This window comes from Litoreibacter halocynthiae (assembly GCF_004365635.1).
Lineage (GTDB): Bacteria > Pseudomonadota > Alphaproteobacteria > Rhodobacterales > Rhodobacteraceae > Litoreibacter > Litoreibacter halocynthiae.
Genome location: NZ_SOBH01000002.1, coordinates 80,457 through 101,669 on the forward strand (window position 1 = coordinate 80,457; position 21,213 = coordinate 101,669).

The following is a 21,213-nucleotide window of genomic DNA, read 5'->3' on the forward strand; positions in this document are numbered from 1 at the left end:
TCTTATGAATTCTTCTACGTTCTTTGGTTATGTCTTAGGTGGGTCTCTGACCCTTCGAAATCAAGCACTTCTTACAGGTGTTTTCATGGTGACCAATTCTTCCGACATGGTCGGATGCACGGCGCAAACCTGATCGAACTGCGCCTTGGTGGCCTTCATCTTTACGGCGATGCCCGCCAGCTGGATCATCTCCCCCGCCGCAGGGGCCACGATGTGGCAGCCCAAAACGACATCGGTATTCTTGCACACGACCAGCTTCATCAACACGCGGTCCTCGCGGCCAACGAAGGCTTGCTGCATCGGCCTGAACGAGGTCGCGTAGATATCAATCGGCCCCACATCGCGCGCTTGTTCCTCGGACATGCCCACGGTGCCAAGCTCCGGCTGGGTGAACACCGCCGACGGGATCAGCTCGTGGTCGACCGGCGTCGGGTTGCCATTGAACACGGTTTCCACAAATGCCATGCCCTCGCGGATTGCCACAGGGGTCAGGTTCACGCGGTTGGTCACATCGCCAATCGCATAGATCGAGGGCTGGCCGGTCTGGCTGTATTCATCGACGACGATCTCACCACGGCGACCCACTTCCACATCGACATTTTCAAGCCCAAGGTTTTCGGTATTGGGCGCGCGACCTGTGGCATAGAGCACCTTCTCGAAATGGGTCTCCGTACCGTTGGTGGCTTTCACCGTCAGCCCGCCATCGGCCTGCTGCAAGTCCAGAATATTGGTGCCCGTATGGATCGCGATGCCCCGCGCCTCCATCATGTCGGCAATCAACCCGCGGGCCTCGTCGTCAAAGCCGCGCAGGATTTGCGCGCCGCGGTAGAACATCGTCACCTCGACGCCCAGCCCGTGCATGATGCAGGCAAACTCGCAGGCAATGAAGCCGCCGCCGACGATCAGCAGGGATTTGGGCAGCTTGTCCAGATGGAAGATGTCATCGGACACCATTGCCAGACTGGTGTCGAAATTCTCGCTTGGGCGGACAGGACGCCCGCCAGTGGCGATCAGTATATGCTTGGCGGTTTTCTTGGTGCCATCGCCCAGCGCCACGGTATGCGCATCGACGATGGTCGCGCGGGAAGCGAACGCCTCCACACCGGAATTCTTCAGCAGGTTCTGGTACACCCCTTCAAGGCGATCCAGCTCGCCGTTCAGGCGGGTGGCGAATTTGGTCCAGTCGAAGTCCCCCATGGAGACTTCCCAGCCATAGTCGCCCGCCTCGCCCATGGCGTCGCGATAGCTGGACGCGAAAACCATCAACTTCTTGGGCACACAGCCACGGATCACGCAAGTGCCGCCCATGCGGCTTTCTTCGGCCAGACCAACCTTGGCACCACCACCCGCGGCCACGCGCGCTGCGCGTACGCCGCCAGAGCCGCCACCAATAACGAAAAGGTCGAAGTCGAAATCCATCTGCGCTGTCCTTACTTAATCTGCAATGTCGACAAACAGGTTGTCCGTTTCCTGCACGTCGATTTTCTCGTGCTCCACGGTCCCGTTGTTGATATCGCGGACTTCCACAGAGCCGTCGCCATTGCCAATCACAACCACGTCACAGATGTCGATGAACAAGCCGTTCTCCACCACGCCCGGAATTTGGTTCATCACCAAGGACAGCTGGCGCGGGTTGCCGATGCGGCGCAGATGCAAGTCCAGAATGTAGTTGCCCTCGTCGGTGATGCAGGGGGACGCGCCGTTCATCCGCAGCGACGCCGTGCGGCCCAGTACATCAAGGTTGACCAATGTCTCCTCGATCAGCGCTTTGGTGGTCTGCCAGCCGAAAGGGATAACCTCCACAGGCAGCGGGAACGCGCCAAGGGTTTCGACCTGCTTGGAGACGTCCGCGATCACGATCATCTGGTCCGACGCCGTGGCGACAATCTTTTCCATCAGCAATGCGGCACCGCCACCTTTGATCAGGTTCAGGTTGTGGTCATACTCGTCCGTGCCGTCGATGGTCAGGTCCAGCCATTTGGCCTCGTCCAGCGTCACGATCGGAACGCCAACCTGTTGCGCCAGCTCGGCGGTGCGGGTGGAGGTGGCGACGCCCGTGATCTTCAACCCGTCATTGCGCACCATTTCCCCAAGACACTTTACCATCCACGCTGCGGTTGAGCCCGTGCCGAGACCGACTTTCATACCGTCCTCCACATAGTCCACCGCGCGCTTGGCGGCGACGAACTTGGCTTTATCGATGGGGGAAAGCGTGCCTGACATAGTTGCATCCTCGAGTGGTGTCCGAGGCGCTTATACGCGCTATCACCGCGAGGGGCGAGGCTTAATGGAGCGAAAAATACCGCTCCCTTTCGGAAACCTGCGTTGCAAATGCACCCCGCCCCGACTGAGGGCGCATGGAGGCCATCATACGCTGCGCAGCGCTGGCCCCGAGGCAGGGGCGCGCAGGCGTGGCGGGCGACTGGATTTTCCCGCTCGCGATCAACCTTTCCAAACAATGACGCTGTGCGGGTAGAAGGGTGTTTACGCAAACCTGCCTCAGCAACAGGCTTTCCGCATAGGCGCCGTTGGCGGTGACGATCTGGTGGTGCTCAAGCGCGAGATGCACCCAGCGCGCAATGCGGCGTCCGCGCATGAAGCGTACCCCGCGCAACTGCCCGATCAGCGCTTTGGCGGGGACCAGCATTTCCGTCGGCGCAAGCCCTGCCCCCTGGGCGACATGGCCCAGCAATATCCGGTGTTGCCCCGAGACGATCAGATCGCGCGCGGGCCGACCTGCCCCCAAGGCATCTGCTGGAATAAAAACCGGAAGGTCGGCGTCTCGCGCCTGCCGCAAGTCCACCCGCCGGTCGCATCGCCACTGCACGGGTTGCGGGCCACGATCCAGCGTCATCACCAAGTGGCCCGGCAGGACATCGCCCGCCGCCATCGGGCCATCAGGCGTCTCGATCAGCGTGATCGCATCAAAGCATGGCACGGAATTGGTTGTATAGTAGGAATGCCCCAAGGTGTTTTCGTCGTCGACGTCCTCGTAGAACGTAACCTCATATATTGTCCCTGGCACTAAAGGTTGGCTTGGCACATAGCCCACATGAACGCCGTCAACCTCGATCCGGTCAATCGTAATCGTCGTCCCGTCCGGTGCTTCGAGTTCTGCATAGCCCATGACATAGACGTCCCCCGCCTCGATCACGTTGCCCTGATCATCATAGGCCGTCCCGACCTGGTTGCCGTCCTCACCGACCGGATCACCCTCATCGGATCCGTCAAACCGGCTGTCGTCGTCGCTATACTCGACCAGATTGCGATCGGTCTTAAAATCGTAGGACGACGACAACGTAAACGTACCCGTTGCAGAATCGTACACCAACACGTCGGGGGCGTAGGTATGAAAACTGTAGTTGGCCATGGCAGTCGCTCCGGAGCATCCGAAACCCTGCATGACAGCGAAAAGCTAATTTGGGACTATAAAGAGACGCAAAATGCCGAAAGTTTTAGCCAAACCTTATGAAGCCGCGACAAGCCGGTCCAACACCGCGTCCACATGTTCAATTGGCAAAAGCACCAGCAGCAGCCGCGCCGCCACAGACACCGACACCGGCCCGGTTACCTCGTTGGAGGTGCCGCCACGCGTCGACGGCGACATGACAAGCCCGTCAATCGGATAGAGCAGCCCCGTGCTGGTCCCCGACACCTCCCCCATCGGATACAGCGAAAAGCGCGTTCCCACAGGCAGGTCGATCTCGAATGTCAGGGGCGCAAGGAAACACAGATCTTCTTCCCCCATCAAAATGCACCGCTGTTCGGGGTGGCGCACAAGGGCGGTGCAGGCGGCCAGTTGGTGATCAAGCCGACCGCCAGAAAAGCCATGTGCCAGAATGGCAGGGGCAGAGACCGACCGCAGGCATTTCTCGAAATCGGTGCTGTCCTGCTCGGCGATATGATGCACGCGGGACGGGTCCAGCTTGTGGCGCGCGGCATCACTCAGACTGTCCAGATCGCCGATCACCGCCTCGGGCTGCAGACCATACTCCACGGCAAGGTCGGCGCCGCCATCCGCGCAAACCAGAATCGGGGCCTTCTTAAGCGATTGATTCACATGGCTAAAATGTGTCGAAGCCCCACCCAAAAGTGTCATAAATAAGGGGGTGTGCACAATTCTTGCCATACTGCGTGTATTAATGGACACACTGGAAACAAACGGCAACATTTCTACGTATAATTCATCGGAAAACAGACGATTTCGTTTTGGTTCGGAAATTTCGGGGTGGTAGTTTGAGCAGGTGGTTGGGGAGAAAGTGAGTTTACCGTGGTTGGTGATAGTAAGATTCTAACAGTCTCGTATGGGACGTTTTCATGTACGCTAGAGGGGTTCGACGAGCCGTTCTCGACGATGAAAGCAATTGCGGAGTATTTCCGCGATCTGGCGGCTGATGACCGCTATTTCGGCGCGGAGCCTCCGACGCCGGATACCGAAATGCTGCACCAGATTGCAGAGCGCACGATCCAGCGCCGTGTCGCTGCCGAATTGGCAGAGAACGGGGTGATCCTGCGCCAGACCGAGGCGAGCCAGCAGCCCGCCCCAGAGGCACGCGCCCTTGCGGTCGAGATGCCGACAGCCGAGCACCGGGAAGAGCAGAGCCCCGCGCCGAAGGCAGACGTCATGTCCTCCGTTTCCGACGTGCCGGCCGCACCGCAGCAATCTCCTGTCCGTGCCGCCGTGGCCTCCACGATTGCCGCGCCGGAACATGGCGGTGGCGATACGGTTGCCGAGAAGTTGCAACGCATCCGTGCAGTAGTGGCCCGCGAAAATGCGGCCCCTGCCCCCTATAGCGAAGACCAGCACGCCGAAGAGCTTGGCGCGACCGGATTTGAGGACCTCGAAGAAGATGTCCCCAGCGCGTTGTTCGACACCCCCCTGGACACCGGTTTCGATGTAGGCTTCGAAGAGGAAGACGAAGATGCGCTGAACGCTGTGATGGCTGGCCTGACGGAAGCCGACGCCGCAGACGGTGTTGCCGAGGAAGACACAGACATCGCTGACGACCCTGTCGTCGAGGACGTTGCAGAAGACATTACTGACGACACAGACGTCGAGGCCCAAGAGGCCGAAGCTGAAGTTGCGGAAGCTGAAGCAACTGACGAAGTCGAAGCTGAAGCGACGGAAGAAGTCGAAGCCGAGGTCACTGAAGATGTGGCTGATGAAGAAGTCGAAACTGTTGAAGCCGAGGCTGCACAAGACGCCGAGCCGGAAGCCGAAGACGACGCGGCCGAGGTAGAGGTCGAAATCGAAGCCTCCGACGACGCAACGGTTGAGGATGACGACACCGAAGCCAACGCCCTGCGCGAAGCTGTGGCAGAGGACGACGCGACAGATGCGGCGCCAGAGGAAATCGAAACCCTGCGCACCAAGCCGCGCCGCCGGATCGTTGTTCAAAAAATCTCCCGTGCTGACATGGAAGCCGCTCGCGCTGCCAAAGAAGCCGAACTTCCGCCAGAGTTGGAAGCCGAGCTGATGGCCGAGCTGGCCGAAGTTGAGGCCGAAGTGGCACCTGTGGAAGAGACATCTGTCGAAAACAGTGTTGCAGAAGATGTCGCCGACGAGGCCGATATTGAAGCCGCTGTCGAGGACGAGCCACAGGACGACGATGCGGATGATATCCTGTCCCGTCTGACCGACTCGCTTGATGATCCGGCCACGGATCTGGACGACGCAACCCCTACGTCCGTTATGGACGAGGATGACGGCTCGGACGATGTGCTGAAATCCTTGATGGAAGATGCCGAGAGCGCCGAAGTCGAGGCTGAGGTCGAGGCAGAAGCTGAGACCGAAGTAGAGGCCGAGGCAGAAACTGAGGTTGAAGCAATCGACGCCGAAGCAGATGAAGCAGACGTTGAAGACAACGCTGACGAAGCTGCCGAAACCCACGCCGAAGAAGATGCTCCGAAACGTAAATCTTTCGCCGCAATGGCAGAAGACGATGCAATCGAGCGCCTGATGAGCACCACAAGCTCGCGTCTGGAAAACGATGAAAGCTCGGTCCGCCGCGCCTCCATCGCGCATCTTAAGGCCGCTGTGGCTGCGACCAAAGCCGACAGCAGTATCGCGGAAGCCGCAGACAAGCGTGACGAAGAAGAACTGGACCAGTATCGCGACGATCTGGCCCGTGTGGTTCGTCCTTCGCGCCCTGTGGCCTCCGGTGGTCGCTCTGACCGCCCGTCACCGTTGGTGTTGGTCAGCGAGCAGCGTATCGACCATCCAGCGGTCGCCCCTGATGCAGTGGCAGCTTCTGCTGCCGACATTGATGTGCGCCCACGTCGCGTGACCCGTGGCAATCTGGCCCTGCAAGAAGAGATGGAAGAGGAATTCGACGACGAGAACCTGTTCAACGAGGACACCCGGATCACCTTCGCAGAATATGCCGCGAAAGCCGGTGCACTGGAACTTCCCGACCTGCTGGAAGCCGCCGCTGCGCATTACATTGAAATCGAGGGGGCCGAGCATTTCACCCGCCCGATGCTGATGCGCAAACTGGCTCTGATCTCCGGTCCCGAAGCACCATCGCGTGAGGATGGCCTGCGCGCCTTCGGCACGCTGTTGCGGACCGGCAAGATCGTCAAAACCGACAATGGCAAATTCACGCTCTCCAAGAGTTCGCGATTTGCTTAACGAGGCCCGCTGACCGGGTCTGCTCCCGGTCGGGCACCAACCACGGGACGGGGGACGCAGCAATGCGTCCCCCGTTTCGCGTTTGAAAGAACAAATCGGTTTGCGATTGAGGCTGGCCTGCCCGAATTATTTCGATCGGCGAAATGACTTTGTCAAATACAACGCGTCGATTAAACTTGTTGCAGGACACGCCCAATAATATTTAATTTAGGGATATTCACTGTGCCAGTATACACTTACCCGAAACGCATCTGGACAACATTTTTCTTCAAGCATTGGTTCCCCTCAATTCGAACGAGGAAGCCCAAAGTTGCTGAGGCTTTCCAATACGAAGCAGGCGTTTCGGACGCTCAATTGAGAAGCGCATTTCGCTTCGGTGACACGCCTCGGTTTGTCGAAAAAAAACTAGTTAAAAGATATGCCGAGTCAAACCCCGGTAGCCGAGATATTTCCTTGAGCAAAGACTTCGTTGATGAGTTGGAAGCCGCTTTAAGCTTCTCAAAACCAAGTTGGAACGGAAAATACCACGCTCCCACCTACCTTCAAGGCGACATTTTCCTAGTTCTCGAAGCAACTGTTCTCCATGAAATGGTGCATTTTTTCCAAGCAAGTTCTGCGTTAACTTCAGTTCAATACACTCGAGAAGAAAGCAAAGCACGGCGCTTTGAGAACAAGGCATATGGAAAGCAACATATGGTGTCCGATGGATACCTTCGAAAGTACTTCCCCAAAACGTCTCTTATTCAAAGGCATTAACGAGCAACTAAGCATTCAATAATCTTGAATGTGCGCGACCGCTATTCAGATCATCGGACTAAGTCTTCGAACTCAGGTCTCTCGAAGGCGGTTTTTATTCATCCGCGTCGGGATCAGCCTGACCGATGCCCTTGAAGATGAACTTGAACGGCAGCGCCCAGACGATGCCGAGGCCCAGATAAATGGCCAACTCCACCAGAACGTTGGGCCGCTCCAGCGTGCCGACCGCCCACCACGCCACCGCGATATAGAGCGGCAGCCCGATGACAAGGATCACCAACGCCCAACGGCGACGGGCTTTGTAGCTCAGCGCCATCAGATCAATCCGAGAACGGGTCGGTGACGAGGATCGTGTCTTCACGCTCCGGCGAGGTCGACAGCAAGGCCACAGGACAGTCGATCAGCTCCTCCACGCGGCGAACATATTTTATCGCCTCCGCAGGCAGATCGGCCCAAGAGCGCGCGCCTTCGGTCGATTGCGACCAACCGGGCATGGTCTCGTAGATTGGTGTGCAGCGGGCCTGCTGGCTGGAGGCCGTGGGCAGGTAGTCAATGCGTTCGCCATCCAGCTCGTAGCCGACGCAGATTTTCAGCTCCTCGAAGCCGTCGAGCACATCCAGCTTGGTGAACGCGATACCCGACACGCCGGAAGTGGCACAGGTCTGGCGCACCAGAACCGCGTCAAACCAGCCGCAACGGCGCTGGCGTCCGGTGACGGTGCCAAACTCGTGGCCCCGCTCGCCCAGCCGCTGGCCGTCGGCGTCGTTCAACTCGCACGGGAACGGGCCTTCACCGACGCGGGTGGTGTAGGCCTTGACGATGCCCAGCACGAAATCAATCGCGCCCGGCCCCATGCCGGAGCCGGTGGCGGCCTGCCCCGCGATCACGTTGGAAGAGGTCACGAAGGGGTAAGTGCCAAAGTCGATATCCAGCAACGCGCCTTGCGCGCCTTCAAACAGGATGCGCTTGCCCGCCTTGCGTTTCTCGGCCAGCACCTTCCAGACGGGGGCCGCGAATTGCAGCACCGACGGCGCGATGGCTTCGAGCGACGCCAGCAAAGCGTCGCGGTCCACAGGCTCCAGCCCCATGCCCCGACGCAGCGCGTCGTGATGCACCAGCAGACGGTCGACGCGGGTTTCCAGCGTTTCGCGGTCGGCCAGATCGGCGACGCGAATGGCACGGCGGCCGACTTTATCTTCATAGGCTGGCCCAATGCCGCGACCGGTGGTGCCGATCTTGGTGCCGGGATTCGCGGCCTCTTCACGGGCGCGGTCCAGCTCGCCATGCACAGGCAGGATCAACGGGGTGTTTTCCGCGATCATCAGGTTGTCGCGGTTGATCTCGACGCCTTGGCCTTGCAGCAGGGCGATCTCTTTTTCCAGATGCCACGGGTCCAGCACCACACCGTTGCCGATGACAGACAGCTTCCCACCACGCACGATGCCGGACGGCAACAGCGACAGCTTGTAGACCTTGCCGTCGATGACCAGCGTGTGGCCTGCGTTGTGACCGCCTTGGAAGCGCGCGATGACGTCTGCGCGCTCCGACAACCAGTCCACGATCTTGCCTTTGCCTTCGTCGCCCCATTGCGCGCCGACAACTACCACATTGGCCATGCTGAATTCCTTGTCCCGGAGATTAAACCCGCGCCCGTATACAAGCGCTGCCGGACGGGTGAAAGCCTCAATTGGCGGGTTGCGCCACGACGCCGCGACTACTACATACCACCGGAACAATTGCGTCATAGGCCCCTGCCCCATGGAAAACATCATTCTCACCGTCCACCTGATCGTCGCCTTGTGCCTGATCGTGATCGTTCTGATCCAACGCTCAGAGGGCGGTGGCCTTGGAATGGGTGGCGGCGGCGGCGGTGGCGGCGCCATGTCGGGTCGTCCGGCAATTTCCGCGTTGGGCAAGCTGACATGGCTGTTTGGCGTCGCCTTCGTGATCACTTCGATCAGCCTGACGGTGATGGCCGCGCGCAATTCGAACAACAGCTCGGTTCTGGACACCTCTGCGGTGACCGCCCCTGCCGAGGTCGAAGCCCCTGCGGGCGAAGCACTTTTGCCACCGACCCTGCCTGCTACCGGTGATGCGCCTCTGGCCCCACCGCGCGTCGACGAATAATCCGGCGACAAAACCAAAAAACCACTAGTTCTGGGCGGTTAAGTAAAACCGCCCACATAATGTTGCGGCGCGCGGTTGCGGGAGTGCCGCGAATCCTTTATGTCTTAAATCCCGTGAGTAAGGGCATTTTCATGCCCTGAAATACCAATAAATTCAGGTTACACGGGACATATCCAGCCATGGCAAGATTCGTATTTATCACCGGCGGGGTGGTTTCCTCTTTGGGCAAAGGTCTGGCCTCAGCGGCACTTGGCGCCTTGCTGCAAGCCCGTGGCTACTCGGTGCGTCTGCGCAAGCTGGACCCCTACCTGAACGTCGATCCCGGCACGATGAGTCCGTTCGAGCATGGCGAGGTATTCGTCACTGATGATGGCGCGGAAACCGATCTGGACCTTGGACATTACGAACGCTTCACCGGCGTGGCGGCGCGCAATACTGATTCCATCTCGTCCGGTCGGGTCTATTCCACCGTGCTGGAGAAAGAGCGGCGCGGCGACTATCTGGGCAAAACCATTCAGGTGATCCCGCATGTGACCAACGAGATTAAAGACTTCATCGCCATCGGCGAGGATGAGGTCGATTTCATGCTGTGCGAAATCGGCGGCACCGTGGGCGACATCGAAGGCCTGCCTTTCTTCGAGGCCATCCGCCAGTTCGCGCATGAACGCGAGCGCGGACAATGCCTGTTCATGCACCTGACGCTGCTGCCGTATCTGGCTGCATCGGGCGAGCTGAAGACCAAGCCGACGCAACACTCCGTCAAGGAATTGCAATCCATTGGCATCGCGCCCGACATTCTGGTCTGCCGCTCCGAGCATCCGATCCCCGAGAAGGAACGCGAAAAGCTGGCGCTGTTTTGCAACGTGCGCCCCGACAGCGTGATTGCGGCCTATGACCTCGGCTCGATCTATGACGCGCCGCTGGCCTACCACAAGGAAGGCTTGGATCAGGCGGTTCTGGACGCGTTCGGCATCTCCCCCGCGCCGCAGCCCAAGCTTGGAGTGTGGGAAGACGTCTCCGACCGTGTTCACAACTATGAGGGCGAAGTGCGCATCGCCATCGTCGGCAAGTATATCCAATTGGAAGACGCCTACAAATCCATCAAGGAAGCCCTGATGCATGGCGGCATGGCCAACCGCGTGAAAGTTCGCGTGGAATGGGTCGACTCGGAGGTTTTCGACCGCGAGGACGCCGCCCCCCATCTGGAAGGCTACCACGCCATTCTGGTGCCCGGCGGCTTTGGAGAACGCGGCACCGAAGGCAAGATCAAGGCGGCACAATTCGCCCGCGAGAAGAAAATCCCCTATCTGGGCATCTGTCTGGGCATGCAGATGGCGGTGATCGAAGCCGCACGGAATTTGGCTGGCATGACCGACGCCGGATCGGAAGAATTCGACCACGAGGCCGGTAAAAAGCGTTTTACGCCCGTGGTCTACCACCTGAAAGAATGGGTGCAGGGCAACCACAAGGTCAAACGCAAGGAAACCGACGACAAAGGCGGCACCATGCGTCTGGGCGCTTATAACGCCACGCTGACCGAAGGCTCCAAGGTAGCCGAAGTCTATGGCACGACCTCGATCGAGGAACGTCACCGCCACCGCTACGAAGTCGACACCAAATACAAAGAAGCGCTTGAAGATAAGGGGCTCATCTTCTCAGGGATGTCACCGGATGGCAGCCTGCCCGAAATCGTCGAGGTCGAGGACCATCCGTGGTTCATCGGCGTACAGTTCCATCCCGAGCTGAAATCCAAGCCCTTCGCCCCCCACCCGCTGTTCCGCGACTTCGTGCGGGCGGCCAAGGACAATTCGAGGTTGGTGTAATGCCCAAAGCCTACTGGGTCGCCCATGTGAATGTCTCTGACCCCGAGGCATACGAGCACTACAAAGCCGCGAACGCGGCCCCGTTTGCGACTTACGGCGCGCGCTTCATCGTGCGTGGCGGGGCGCAGGAGGTCCGCGAAGGCACAATGAAATCGCGCACGGTGGTGATCGAGTTCCCGTCCCTTCAAGCCGCACAAGATTGTTACAACAGCACGGAATACCAAGCGGCCAAGGCGATCCGCGACCCGATCTCCGAGGGTGATCTGGTGATCGTCGAAGGCTACGACGCCTAAAGGTTGACACCGCCCCGTCCGGCCTATCCTTTATCCGCATGATTGCTAACTTTTTCCAACGGCTGACTGCCGCAAAAGACGCCTCGCTGGATGCTGGCGACGCCCGTCTTGCCCTCGCCGCGCTGCTGGTCCGTGTGGCCCGCGCCAATGACGACTACGCTGACAGCGAAGTGGCTAAGATCGACGTGATTTTGGCGCGCCACTACCCCGATCTGGACGCCTCCGGTGCCGCCGCCTTGCGCGCGGAAGCCGAAGAGATCGAGGACAGCGCCCACGACACCATAAAGTTCACCCGCTCCATCAAGGACGCGGTGGATCTGGACGACCGGATGGAGGTTGTCGAGGCTTTGTGGGAGTTGGTGCTGGCCGATGGCGAGCGCGACGCCGAAGAGGAAGGCGCGTTGCGCCTGATCGCCCCGCTTTTGGGCGTCAACGACCGCGATAGCGCCCTTGCGCGTCAAAGAGTCGAAGCCCGATTGGCATGAATGCCAACCCGCCCATGTATGCCAGCCTGCCTATGTATGACAGGCCGGAAACGGCCGCCGCCAATGACCGGTTCTGGCGCCTTATTCGCGACCAACTGGACGAAGCAGCCCCAGCGCAACTGACGCGCGACATCCCCGACCTGATGTCGCATTGGCAATCCCCTGATCTTGTCTTGTCGCAAACCTGCGGCTTTCCCTACCGCGCGCAGCTTGCGGAAAAGGTAAACCTTGTCGCCACGCCGGTGCTCAATCTCGACTGCGCGGCGGGGCACTATTATTCGGTCCTCATCGCCCACCGGTCGCGGGCTGGCGCAGCGCTGGCAGAGTTCGACGGCGCAACTGCTGCCTATAACGACCCGATGTCGCAAAGCGGCTGGGCCGCGCTCCACAGCCATATGGCCAGCGCCGGTCTGAGCTTGGGGGCAACGCTCGCGACTGGCGCGCATCGGGCCTCGGCGCAGGCGGTGGCCGAAGAGCGGGCCACAGTCGCGGCCATCGACGCGCTGACATGGCAGATGATTTGCATATGGGACGATTTCGCGACAGAGCTCTGCGTGATCGACAAAACCGCACCCACGCCGGCCCTGCCCTATATCTGCGCGCGCTCCCTGCCCGCGTCTGAAACCCTGCGCGCGCTGCAACAGGCGACCACCGCCCTCAGCGCTGCGGATCGTGCAACGCTTGGCATTTCAGGCGTCACATTGATCCCGTCCACCGCCTATCTGGCGGTACCGATCCCACCCGTTCCTGACAGGTGACTTAGCGTTAAGTCACGAAACCCCATTGCAAAACGCCAGGAATTCGGCCCTATTGCATCACTGTAAAACAATCTGCGAGTTTCCGTGTCTGCCAACACACCTCCCGTTCTAGAAATCCGTGACCTGCACAAAGCCTATGGCACACTGGAGGTGCTTAAAGGCGTTTCCCTTTCGGCACAGGCGGGTCATGTTGTGTCGCTGATCGGCTCCTCGGGCTCCGGCAAGTCAACATTGCTGCGCTGCGCCAACTTGCTCGAAGACAGCCAGCAGGGCGAAATCCTGTTCTGTGGCGAGCCCGTGACGTGGAAAAGCTCCGGCATGAACCGCCGCCCCGCCGACCACAAACAGGTCACCCGCATCCGCACAAATCTGTCGATGGTGTTCCAGCAGTTCAACCTGTGGGCGCATATGACGATTCTGCAAAACGTCATGGAAGCCCCGCTGACCGTGCTGGGCGAGGACCGCGCGGTGGTCGAACCCCGCGCCCGCGCGCTGCTCGACAAGGTGGGCATCGGCGACAAATGCGACGTCTATCCCGCCCAGATGTCCGGCGGGCAGCAGCAACGCGCCGCCATCGCGCGCGCGCTTTGCATGGAACCCAAAGCCCTGCTGTTCGACGAGCCGACCTCCGCTCTTGACCCTGAACTGGAGCAAGAGGTGGTCAAGGTGATCAAGGACCTCGCCGCCGAGGGCCGGACGATGATTATCGTGACCCATGACATGCGCCTTGCGGCCGATGTCAGCGATCACGTGATCTTCCTGCATCAAGGCAAGATCGAAGAAGAAGGCGCGCCGGACGAGCTGTTCGGCAAGCCCAAAACGGAGCGATTGCAGCAATTCCTGAGCGCAACAGTTCCGGCATAAGAAACCTTAAGAACGACTCATAAACTAGGAGAATCCAACATGAAAAACTTGATCCTTGCCACCACTGCACTGGTGATGTCCGCCGGTATCGCCTTGGCTGACGGCCACGGCAAAACCATCCGTATGGGCACCGAAGGCGCGTACCCTCCTTACAACTTCATCAACGATGCTGGCGAAGTTGACGGCTTCGAGCGCGAGCTGGGCGACGAGCTGTGCAAACGCGCCGAGCTGACCTGTGAATGGGTCACCAACGAGTGGGACAGCATCATCCCGAACCTCGTTTCCGGCAACTACGACACCATCATCGCCGGCATGTCGATCACAGCCGAGCGTGACGAAGTCATCGACTTCACCGATCCTTACACCCAGCCGGATCCGTCCTCCTATCTGGCGATGTCCGCTGATGCGAACCTGACATCGGGCGTGATCGCGGCACAGGCCTCCACCATTCAAGCCAGCCACGTGGCCTCCTTGGAAGGCGTTACTCTGGTTGAGTTCGCAACCCCTGAGGAAACCGTTGCAGCCGTCAAAAACGGCGAAGCTGACGCAGTTCTGGCCGATAAATCCTATCTCGCTCCGATTGCCGAAGCGGATGACAATCTGGTTCTGTTGAGCCAGGAGGAGCTGATCGGCGGCGGTATCGGTATCGGCCTGCGCGAAAGCGACACCGAGTTGAAAGAGAAGTTCAACAAAGCCATCCAGTCGATGAAGGCTGACGGCTCCCTGAACGCGCTGATCGTCAAGCATCTGCCAGACGGCGCAACTTTCTAAGTTACAGCTTTGGGGTGAGGCGCACCGCTTCACCCCATTACTGCTTTTTAACCCCCTAAAATCCGACCGTCCGACAGGCCACTCCATTTTTAGTTATTGTACCGACCCCACCACCCTAGAGGGCCTGTCTTGGCTCAGCTGCTACCTGACCACAGGCAAGCACATGGGGTTGTATTGGGCATTTGGCACCGTTCTGACCTTGCTTGCCATAACCGCCCCCGCAGCGCTGGTATTCGGCTTTGGCGGGGCAGTGGCCGCCCGCTCGAAGATTTTGCCAATTCGCTGGTTTGGCAAAAGCTACGTCTCGATTGTCCGCGGCGTGCCGGACATTGCCTTCTTCTTGTTCTTCGTGATCGCGCTGGATCAGGCGTTCGAGTGGATGCGCCACCAGTATATGTGCCCCGACTGGGACCAACCCATCCGCCAAGGCAACGATTTCGTCGTTTGCCAAGCGGCCAAGCTGCCCCAAGGCGACGCCCCGCAATGGGTGCATGAGGTCTACGGCTTTTTCACTGCAGTGCTGACCTTCGCCATCGTCTTCGGCGCCTTCGCCGCCAACGTCCTCTATGGCGCGATGAACGCGGTTCCCAAAGCGCAGGTCGAGACCGCCCACGCCTATGGCATGACCGCCGCGCAAACCTTCCGCCGCATCACCGTTCCGCAAATGTGGGTCTACGCCCTGCCCGGCCTCAGCAACCTGTGGATGGTGCTGATCAAGGCCACGCCACTGTTGTTCCTGCTCGGCGTCGAGGATATCGTCTATTGGGCCCGTGAGTTGGGCGGCACAAAAACCCCGCGCTTCACCGACTACCCCCATGGCGACTGGCGCTTGTGGTACTTCCTCGCGCTGCTGGTCTTCTACCTCGCCTTCACCAAACTCTCCGAGTTTGTGCTGGAGCGCGTGATGAAACGCCTGACCCACGGCCAAGCCACCTTGGGTGGCAGCCAATGACGCGTCTGGAACAGCAAACGAGCGACGCGCACGCGTCGCCCCTTCGGGAGCGCCGTTCATGAGCTGCTGGGAGACCGTACAAGCCTACGCCTTCCGCAGCATCGGCTATGGCGAGCGCCTGCTGCCGCGCGACGACTTCACCATTTGCCAGCAGTTGACCCTGATCGGCTCCGGCATGATCTGGAACATCTATTTCGGCCTTCTGGCCCTGCTCGCGGGCTTTTTCTTTGCCAATCTGGTGGCGGTCGCCAAGGCGGCGCAGAACCCGTGGTTTCGCAAGCCCGCGGACTGGTTCATCCTGATATTCCGCGGCTCGCCGCTGTTCATCCAATTCTTCCTCGCCTATTTCCTGTTCCTCAATCTCAAGCAATCCACCGGCGGCTTTGCCTGGCTGACCTCGGCTTGGGCGGGCGCGCTGATCGTGCTGTTTCTGAACACTGCCGCCTATTCGGCCGAGATTTTCTACGGTGCGCTGCGCTCGGTCCCCAAAGGCGAGGTCGAGGCAGCTGATGCTTATGGCATGGCCGGCTGGACCCGCTTTCGCCGTGTTGTGTGGCCCACAATGCTCCGCCTTGCATGGCCCGCTTACACCAACGAGGCGATCTTTCTGTTCCACGCCACCACGCTGGTCTTCTTCTCGGGCTTCCCGGCGTTCCAACAAAAAGGCGACGCGCTTTATTACGCCAGCTACTTTGCAGACAAGACCTTCAACCCCTTCGTGCCCTACCCGATCGTGGCGGGGTATTTTATTTTGCTGACGCTGGCCGTCATCTCCGCGTTCGGGCTTGTAAACAGATATTTGAACCGCCACCTACCGCAGGAACAACGGCGCAAGATCCGTTATCGCCCTCAAATCATCAGGTAAACTATGGACAGCTGGCTTCGCGACAACCCCACCGTGCGCAACATTCGCGCTGCGGTCGCAGATCTGAACGGTCAGGCCCGCGGCAAGCGTATGCCCACCCGCTTTGCCCATAAGCTGACTACCGACGGCTCGCGCATGCCGATGTCTGTGCTAAATGTCGACATCTGGGGCGAGGATATCGAAGACAGCCCGTTGGTCTTTGCCTCCGGCGACCGTGACGGCGTGCTGATGCCGACAGAACGCGGCTTCGTGCCAATGCCGTGGCTGGCCAACCCGTCCGCGCTGCTGCCGATGTGGATGTTTCTCGAAGACGGCACACCGTTTGAAGGGGATCCGCGCCACGCGCTGAAATCCGTTATCGACCGGTTCTCCGAAAAAGGCCTGCGCCCCGTTGTGGCGACCGAGCTGGAATTCTACCTGATCGACGATTCCGGCGAAGATTTGCAACCGCCGCCCTCGCCGCGCTCCGGCAAACGCCGCTTGGGCGGCGAGGTCTTGTCGATGCGCGCACTGGATATGTTCGACGATTTCTTTACCGAGCTGTATGACGCCTGCGAAGCCATGGACATCCCCGCCGAGACCGCCATCTCGGAAGCCGGCATGGGTCAGTACGAGATCAACCTCGTGCACACCGATGACGCCATGAAGGCCGCCGATGATGCGTGGCTGTTCAAGCTGTTGATCCACGGGCTTGCCCGCAAACACGGGTTTGCCGCCAGTTTCATGGCGAAACCCTATGTGGAGCACACCGGCACGGGCATGCACACGCATTTCTCGATCCTTGACGAGGCAGGCAAAAACATCTTCGACAATGGCGGCGAGGAAGGCACCCCCGCCCTGCGCCACGCCATTGCCGGCTGCGTCGCAGCCATGCCCGCCTCCATGTTGATCCTCGCCCCCCACGGCAACAGCTACGAGCGCTTCAAACCGGGCGCGCACGCCCCCACCGGCATCGCCTGGGCCTATGAGAACCGGACCTCCGCCATTCGCGTGCCCGCCGGTGCGCATCAGGCCCGCCGGATCGAGCACCGCGTCGCGGGCGGCGACATCAACCCCTATCTGATGCTGGCCGCGGTCTTGGGCGCGGCACTTGTCGGGCTGGAGGACGAGATGGAGGCGCCTGCGCCGATCACCGGCTCCGCCTACGAAGCCGATCTGCCGCAGCTGCCCACCACTTGGCCCGACGCCATCGCCGCTTTTGAAAGCTCGGAGCTGTTGCACCGCATCCTGCCGCGCCAACTGATCCGTAATTTCCTGATGACCAAGAAGCAGGAATGCCAATATTACGAGGAGCTGACCGAGGCCGAGCGCATCGACCTGTATCTCGACACGGTCTAGTTTTGTTTCCTTGGGTTTCATCTTGGCAAAAATATTCTCGCCGAAGGCATAGCCCCCCTATCCAGCTTCAAAACGCTCGGATAGCCTCACCAAAGACACGCTCAAAGAGGCACAGATGAAAATCGGCATACTAACCTGCGGTCACGCAGCCCCCGAAGTGGCAGAAAAGTTCGGGGATTACCCCGGCATGTTTCACGCCCTGCTCGACGGCCATGACTTCACTTTCGAGGATTACGATGTGGAGCATCTTCAGTTCCCTGCCAATATCCACGATTGCGATGGCTGGCTGCTGACCGGATCGCGCCACGGCGCCTATGAGGATCACGCCTTCATCCCGCTGCTGGAAACCTTCATCCGGCAAGCCTTTGCCGCGCATGTGCCGATAGTCGGCATCTGCTTTGGCCACCAGATCATCGCGCAGGCTCTTGGCGGCCATGTCGAGAAATTCAACGGCGGCTGGGCCATCGGCCTCACCGATTACAATTTCGACGACCTCGGCCCCGTGAAGCTAAACGCTTGGCACCAGGATCAGGTGCTGCGGCTGCCCGACGGGGCTAAAACCGTCGCCTCCAACGATTTCTGCGAGAATGCGGCGCTGGTCTACGACACCCGCGCCTATACCGTCCAGCCACATCCGGAATTCGGCGGGCCGATCATCGCTGAATATGTCCGCCTGCGCAAAGGCAGCGCCGACTACCCCGATGACATCATGGTGAGCGCCGCTAAAAACGCGGCCCAAGGCACGGATAACCACGTCCTCGGCGCCAAGATCGCCGAATTTTTCAAGCAACCCCGAGAGGTCGCCAATGCCAGCTAAACCCAAAGTCAAAGATGTCGATTGGATGGAGCACCTGCCCGAAGCGGCCGCCGAATACCTGAAAGGGCACCGCTTGGATGAGGTCGAATGCGTGGTCTCCGACCTGCCCGGCATTGCACGGGGAAAGGCGGTACCTGCCTCCAAGTTTGCCCGGCAATCGCAGTTCTTCCTCCCCAACTCGATATATTTCCAGACCATCACAGGTGGCTGGGGCGAGGCCGCAGGCGAAGGCGGCTTCACAGAGCCGGATATGGTGCTGAAGCCGGACATGAGCACCGCCTGCGCCGCGCCTTGGACCGGCGACTGGACCTTGCAAGTGATCCATGACGCCTTTGACCAAGCTGGCGAGCCGATCGCCTTCGCGCCCCGCAACGTATTGAAACGCGTGGTGGACCTGTACCGCAAGGAAGGTTGGGAGCCGGTCGTAGCCCCCGAGATGGAGTTCTTCCTTGTCGCCCGCAACATCAATCCGGCGGAAGAAATCGCTCCGATGATGGGCCGCTCGGGCCGCCCTGCCGCCGCCCGTCAGGCTTATTCCATGAGCGCCGTGGACGAGTTCGGCCCCGTGATCGACGACATTTACGATTTCGCCGAGGATATGGGCTTCGAGATTGACGGCATCACGCAAGAAGGCGGTGCGGGACAGTTGGAAATCAACCTGCGCCACGGCGATCCGGTGAAGCTGGCGGACGAGATATTCTATTTCAAACGCCTGATCCGCGAGGCCGCCCTGCGCCACGACTGCTTTGCCACCTTTATGGCAAAACCGATCGAGGGCGAACCGGGCAGTGCGATGCATGTGCACCACTCGGTCGTGGATACCAAAACCGGCGCAAACATTTTCACCGGAGCGCGCGGGGCGGAGACGGATGCGTTCTACCACTTCATTGCAGGGCTGCAAAACCACATGCCTTCGGTCATCGCTCTGATCGCTCCTTACGTGAACAGCTACCGGCGCTACGTCAAAGACCACGCCGCCCCGATCAATCTGGAATGGGGCCGCGACAACCGCACCACCGGTATTCGCGTACCGGTCTCAGACGCCGCGTCGCGCCGTGTGGAGAACCGCTTGGCGGGCATGGATTGCAACCCGTATCTGGGCATCGCCGCGTCCTTGGCCTGCGGCTATCTGGGGCTCAAGCAACGCAAACGCCCGACCAAGGAATTCAAAGGCGACGCCTATCAAGGCGAAGGGGAAATCCCGCGAGATCTGTTCTCGGCATTGGAATTATTACGTAATGCCAAAGAGATACATAAAGTTCTTCATCCTGATTTTACCCGTGTTTACGACATCGTGAAAACCGCCGAATATGACGAATTCCTGCAAGTGATCTCCCCTTGGGAGCGCGAGCATTTGCTTACCAACGTATGAACCTGCTGGACGCCAACGACCGACGGGGCAGCTATCCGGACGGCTGGTACGCCGAAACCGCCGACCTTCTGGACCCGTTCGCACCGTTGCGCGGCGAAACCCGCACCGATCTATGCGTAATTGGCGGCGGCTACACCGGTTTGTCCGCCGCGCTGCACGCCGCGCAAGCGGGGTTGGACGTGGTCCTGATCGACGCCCAACGGGTGGGCTTCGGGGCGTCGGGGCGCAATGGTGGTCAGGTACAATCCGGCTTTAATAAGTCCCAGCAAGCTCTTGAAAGGATTGCAGGGCGCGAAGATGCACACAAGCTTTGGGAGATGTCACAGGAGGCCATGGCGCTGACCAAGAACCTCTGCGCCACCCATGCGGCTGAGGCCCGCTTCACATCGGGCATTGCGCACGCCAACTGGCATGCCAGCGAGACACGCGACGACCACGCGGAGGCGGACTATCTGGCCGAACATTACGGCTACGACCAGATCGAGACGCTGTCGCGGGACGCGCTTTACGACATCCTCCGCGCGCCTTCGTATCAGGGCGGCACGCTGGATCACGGCGCGGGGCATCTGCACCCTTTGCGCTATGCTTTGGGGTTGGCGCGGGCCTGTGTGGCGGCGGGCGTGCACATCTTCGAGACCACCCGCGCGCATGAGATCAAAGGCACCACCGTGCGCTGCGATTACGGACAGGTTAACGCGGCGCACGTCATTCAAGCCACCAACGGCTATGGCACCGGCCTGAGCCGTCCGACCGCCGCCCGCGTCATGCCGATCAACAACTTCATCGCCGCCACTGCCCCCTTGGGTGACCGCGTGGCGGACGTCTTGCGCCGCGACATTGCCGTGTCCGACAGCAAGTTTGTGGTGAACTACTACCGCTTGAGCGAGGACAACCGGCTGCTGTTCGGCGGCGGCGAGAGCTATGGTTACCGTTTCCCTAAAGACATCACCGCTGTCGTGCGCAAGCCAATGGAGCAGGTGTTCCCACAGTTCAAAGGCATAGAGATCACCCACGCGTGGGGCGGCACGCTGGCGATTACCATGTCCCGCCTGCCCCACATCTCCTGCCCGCAATCCGGCGTGCTGGCGGCGGCGGGATATTCCGGCCACGGCGTCGCCTTGGCGGGGTTCACGGGCAAGGTTCTGGCGGATGCGGTGCGCGGCGACACGGACGGGTTTGAGCGGTTGGCACAGCTCCCCACGGGACGATTCCCCGGCGGCGCGGCGCTGCGCTCCCCGCTGCTGGCGCTTGCGATGACGTGGTATGCCACCCGCGACAGGTTGGGAATATAGCGCCTTTCCGATCTTCAAAAATTAGATTACAGATTTCCTGAAGGTTCATTTTTGGAAAAGCGAAGCTGT

At 60.0% G+C, this 21,213-nt stretch carries 21 protein-coding genes; 15 read left to right on the forward strand and 6 right to left on the reverse strand.

The features are described from left to right. Positions 1–60 precede the first annotated feature (60 nt). The 4 genes from gorA to BDE40_RS07595 all read right to left on the reverse strand — a co-directional run bounded on the left by gorA (position 61) and on the right by BDE40_RS07595 (position 4,099). Positions 61–1,419, reverse strand: a complete 1,359-nt coding sequence (gene gorA / locus BDE40_RS07580) for a glutathione-disulfide reductase (RefSeq protein WP_134013892.1) — start codon at positions 1,417–1,419, stop codon at positions 61–63. 15 nt (positions 1,420–1,434) lie between these two features. Continuing rightward, positions 1,435–2,223 carry a ribose-5-phosphate isomerase RpiA gene (gene rpiA, locus BDE40_RS07585; RefSeq protein ID WP_134013894.1) on the reverse strand — a complete coding sequence of 263 codons (789 nt, stop codon included), beginning with the start codon at positions 2,221–2,223 and terminating at the stop codon, positions 1,435–1,437. Positions 2,224–2,284: 61 nt separating this feature from the next. Next, positions 2,285–3,370 carry a Hint domain-containing protein gene (locus BDE40_RS07590; RefSeq protein ID WP_162848053.1) on the reverse strand — a complete coding sequence of 362 codons (1,086 nt, stop codon included), beginning with the start codon at positions 3,368–3,370 and terminating at the stop codon, positions 2,285–2,287. Positions 3,371–3,466: 96 nt separating this feature from the next. Next, a complete protein-coding gene (locus BDE40_RS07595; protein WP_246030385.1) occupies positions 3,467–4,099 on the reverse strand; it encodes a thiamine diphosphokinase in 633 nt (210 codons plus the stop codon). A 171-nt stretch (positions 4,100–4,270) separates the two neighbouring features. Between BDE40_RS07595 and BDE40_RS07600 the strand changes: the two genes are divergently transcribed. Then, complete coding sequence (locus BDE40_RS07600; protein ID WP_134013899.1) at positions 4,271–6,631, forward strand: hypothetical protein; 2,361 nt, start codon at positions 4,271–4,273, stop codon at positions 6,629–6,631. 222 nt (positions 6,632–6,853) lie between these two features. Then, entirely contained in the window at positions 6,854–7,387 is a 534-nt protein-coding gene (locus BDE40_RS07605; RefSeq protein ID WP_162848054.1) for a hypothetical protein, read from the forward strand. 94 nt (positions 7,388–7,481) lie between these two features. On the opposite strand, the gene BDE40_RS07610 is transcribed toward BDE40_RS07605, so the two are convergent. Together BDE40_RS07610 and BDE40_RS07615 are read right to left on the reverse strand one after the other, a co-directional pair. Continuing rightward, on the reverse strand, positions 7,482–7,703 hold the full coding sequence (locus BDE40_RS07610) for a DUF2842 domain-containing protein (protein WP_134013903.1): 222 nt from the start codon (positions 7,701–7,703) through the stop codon (positions 7,482–7,484). Between the two features lie 4 nt (positions 7,704–7,707). Beyond that, a complete protein-coding gene (locus tag BDE40_RS07615; protein WP_073139640.1) occupies positions 7,708–9,003 on the reverse strand; it encodes an adenylosuccinate synthase in 1,296 nt (431 codons plus the stop codon). A gap of 142 nt (positions 9,004–9,145) precedes the next feature. Between BDE40_RS07615 and secG the strand changes: the two genes are divergently transcribed. From secG to BDE40_RS07680, 13 genes are all read left to right on the forward strand, one after another. Then, complete coding sequence (gene secG / locus BDE40_RS07620; protein ID WP_134013905.1) at positions 9,146–9,514, forward strand: preprotein translocase subunit SecG; 369 nt, start codon at positions 9,146–9,148, stop codon at positions 9,512–9,514. Between the two features lie 179 nt (positions 9,515–9,693). Then, entirely contained in the window at positions 9,694–11,337 is a 1,644-nt protein-coding gene (locus tag BDE40_RS07625; protein ID WP_073139646.1) for a CTP synthase, read from the forward strand. Next, complete coding sequence (locus BDE40_RS07630) at positions 11,337–11,630, forward strand: DUF1330 domain-containing protein (protein ID WP_134013907.1); 294 nt, start codon at positions 11,337–11,339, stop codon at positions 11,628–11,630. The genes BDE40_RS07625 and BDE40_RS07630 overlap by 1 nt, the downstream gene beginning before the upstream one ends. Positions 11,631–11,668: 38 nt before the next feature. Next, positions 11,669–12,115: a tellurite resistance TerB family protein gene (locus BDE40_RS07635; protein ID WP_134013909.1), complete on the forward strand. Its 447-nt coding sequence runs from the start codon at positions 11,669–11,671 to the stop codon at positions 12,113–12,115. Next, positions 12,112–12,873, forward strand: coding sequence for a phosphate/phosphite/phosphonate ABC transporter substrate-binding protein (locus BDE40_RS07640; RefSeq protein WP_246030386.1), 762 nt, complete (start codon positions 12,112–12,114; stop codon positions 12,871–12,873). Before BDE40_RS07635 ends, BDE40_RS07640 begins: the two co-directional genes overlap by 4 nt. Positions 12,874–12,957: 84 nt before the next feature. After that, complete coding sequence (locus BDE40_RS07645) at positions 12,958–13,737, forward strand: ABC transporter ATP-binding protein (RefSeq protein WP_134013911.1); 780 nt, start codon at positions 12,958–12,960, stop codon at positions 13,735–13,737. A 39-nt stretch (positions 13,738–13,776) separates the two neighbouring features. Next, a complete protein-coding gene (locus BDE40_RS07650; protein WP_134013913.1) occupies positions 13,777–14,508 on the forward strand; it encodes a transporter substrate-binding domain-containing protein in 732 nt (243 codons plus the stop codon). An 85-nt stretch (positions 14,509–14,593) separates the two neighbouring features. Continuing rightward, positions 14,594–15,460, forward strand: a complete 867-nt coding sequence (locus tag BDE40_RS07655) for an ABC transporter permease (RefSeq protein ID WP_134013915.1) — start codon at positions 14,594–14,596, stop codon at positions 15,458–15,460. A gap of 58 nt (positions 15,461–15,518) precedes the next feature. Then, positions 15,519–16,325: an ABC transporter permease gene (locus BDE40_RS07660; RefSeq protein ID WP_134013917.1), complete on the forward strand. Its 807-nt coding sequence runs from the start codon at positions 15,519–15,521 to the stop codon at positions 16,323–16,325. A gap of 3 nt (positions 16,326–16,328) precedes the next feature. Next, the gene (locus BDE40_RS07665; RefSeq protein WP_134013919.1) at positions 16,329–17,663 is read left to right on the forward strand and encodes a glutamine synthetase family protein; all 1,335 of its coding nucleotides are present in this window, start codon (positions 16,329–16,331) and stop codon (positions 17,661–17,663) included. A gap of 115 nt (positions 17,664–17,778) precedes the next feature. Next, entirely contained in the window at positions 17,779–18,480 is a 702-nt protein-coding gene (locus BDE40_RS07670) for a type 1 glutamine amidotransferase (RefSeq protein WP_134013921.1), read from the forward strand. After that, positions 18,470–19,852: a glutamine synthetase family protein gene (locus BDE40_RS07675; RefSeq protein WP_134013922.1), complete on the forward strand. Its 1,383-nt coding sequence runs from the start codon at positions 18,470–18,472 to the stop codon at positions 19,850–19,852. Before BDE40_RS07670 ends, BDE40_RS07675 begins: the two co-directional genes overlap by 11 nt. Then, positions 19,849–21,144 carry an NAD(P)/FAD-dependent oxidoreductase gene (locus BDE40_RS07680; RefSeq protein WP_134013923.1) on the forward strand — a complete coding sequence of 432 codons (1,296 nt, stop codon included), beginning with the start codon at positions 19,849–19,851 and terminating at the stop codon, positions 21,142–21,144. The genes BDE40_RS07675 and BDE40_RS07680 overlap by 4 nt, the downstream gene beginning before the upstream one ends. The last annotated feature ends 69 nt before the right edge of the window (positions 21,145–21,213 follow it).

Excerpts from the sequence above, each read along its gene's own strand:
- BDE40_RS07590 (WP_162848053.1), bottom strand. The coding sequence starts at position 3,370 with ATGGCCAACTACAGTTTTCATACCTACGCCCCCGACGTGTTGGTGTAC.
- rpiA (WP_134013894.1), bottom strand. The coding sequence starts at position 2,223 with ATGTCAGGCACGCTTTCCCCCATCGATAAAGCCAAGTTCGTCGCCGCC.
- BDE40_RS07660 (WP_134013917.1), top strand. The coding sequence starts at position 15,519 with ATGAGCTGCTGGGAGACCGTACAAGCCTACGCCTTCCGCAGCATCGGC.
- secG (WP_134013905.1), top strand. The coding sequence starts at position 9,146 with ATGGAAAACATCATTCTCACCGTCCACCTGATCGTCGCCTTGTGCCTG.
- gorA (WP_134013892.1), bottom strand. The coding sequence starts at position 1,419 with ATGGATTTCGACTTCGACCTTTTCGTTATTGGTGGCGGCTCTGGCGGC.
- BDE40_RS07595 (WP_246030385.1), bottom strand. The coding sequence starts at position 4,099 with ATGACACTTTTGGGTGGGGCTTCGACACATTTTAGCCATGTGAATCAA.
- BDE40_RS07670 (WP_134013921.1), top strand. The coding sequence starts at position 17,779 with ATGAAAATCGGCATACTAACCTGCGGTCACGCAGCCCCCGAAGTGGCA.
- BDE40_RS07675 (WP_134013922.1), top strand. The coding sequence starts at position 18,470 with ATGCCAGCTAAACCCAAAGTCAAAGATGTCGATTGGATGGAGCACCTG.
- BDE40_RS07640 (WP_246030386.1), top strand. The coding sequence starts at position 12,112 with ATGAATGCCAACCCGCCCATGTATGCCAGCCTGCCTATGTATGACAGG.
- BDE40_RS07680 (WP_134013923.1), top strand. The coding sequence starts at position 19,849 with ATGAACCTGCTGGACGCCAACGACCGACGGGGCAGCTATCCGGACGGC.
- BDE40_RS07665 (WP_134013919.1), top strand. The coding sequence starts at position 16,329 with ATGGACAGCTGGCTTCGCGACAACCCCACCGTGCGCAACATTCGCGCT.
- BDE40_RS07630 (WP_134013907.1), top strand. The coding sequence starts at position 11,337 with ATGCCCAAAGCCTACTGGGTCGCCCATGTGAATGTCTCTGACCCCGAG.
- BDE40_RS07610 (WP_134013903.1), bottom strand. The coding sequence starts at position 7,703 with ATGGCGCTGAGCTACAAAGCCCGTCGCCGTTGGGCGTTGGTGATCCTT.
- BDE40_RS07615 (WP_073139640.1), bottom strand. The coding sequence starts at position 9,003 with ATGGCCAATGTGGTAGTTGTCGGCGCGCAATGGGGCGACGAAGGCAAA.
- BDE40_RS07625 (WP_073139646.1), top strand. The coding sequence starts at position 9,694 with ATGGCAAGATTCGTATTTATCACCGGCGGGGTGGTTTCCTCTTTGGGC.
- BDE40_RS07635 (WP_134013909.1), top strand. The coding sequence starts at position 11,669 with ATGATTGCTAACTTTTTCCAACGGCTGACTGCCGCAAAAGACGCCTCG.
- BDE40_RS07650 (WP_134013913.1), top strand. The coding sequence starts at position 13,777 with ATGAAAAACTTGATCCTTGCCACCACTGCACTGGTGATGTCCGCCGGT.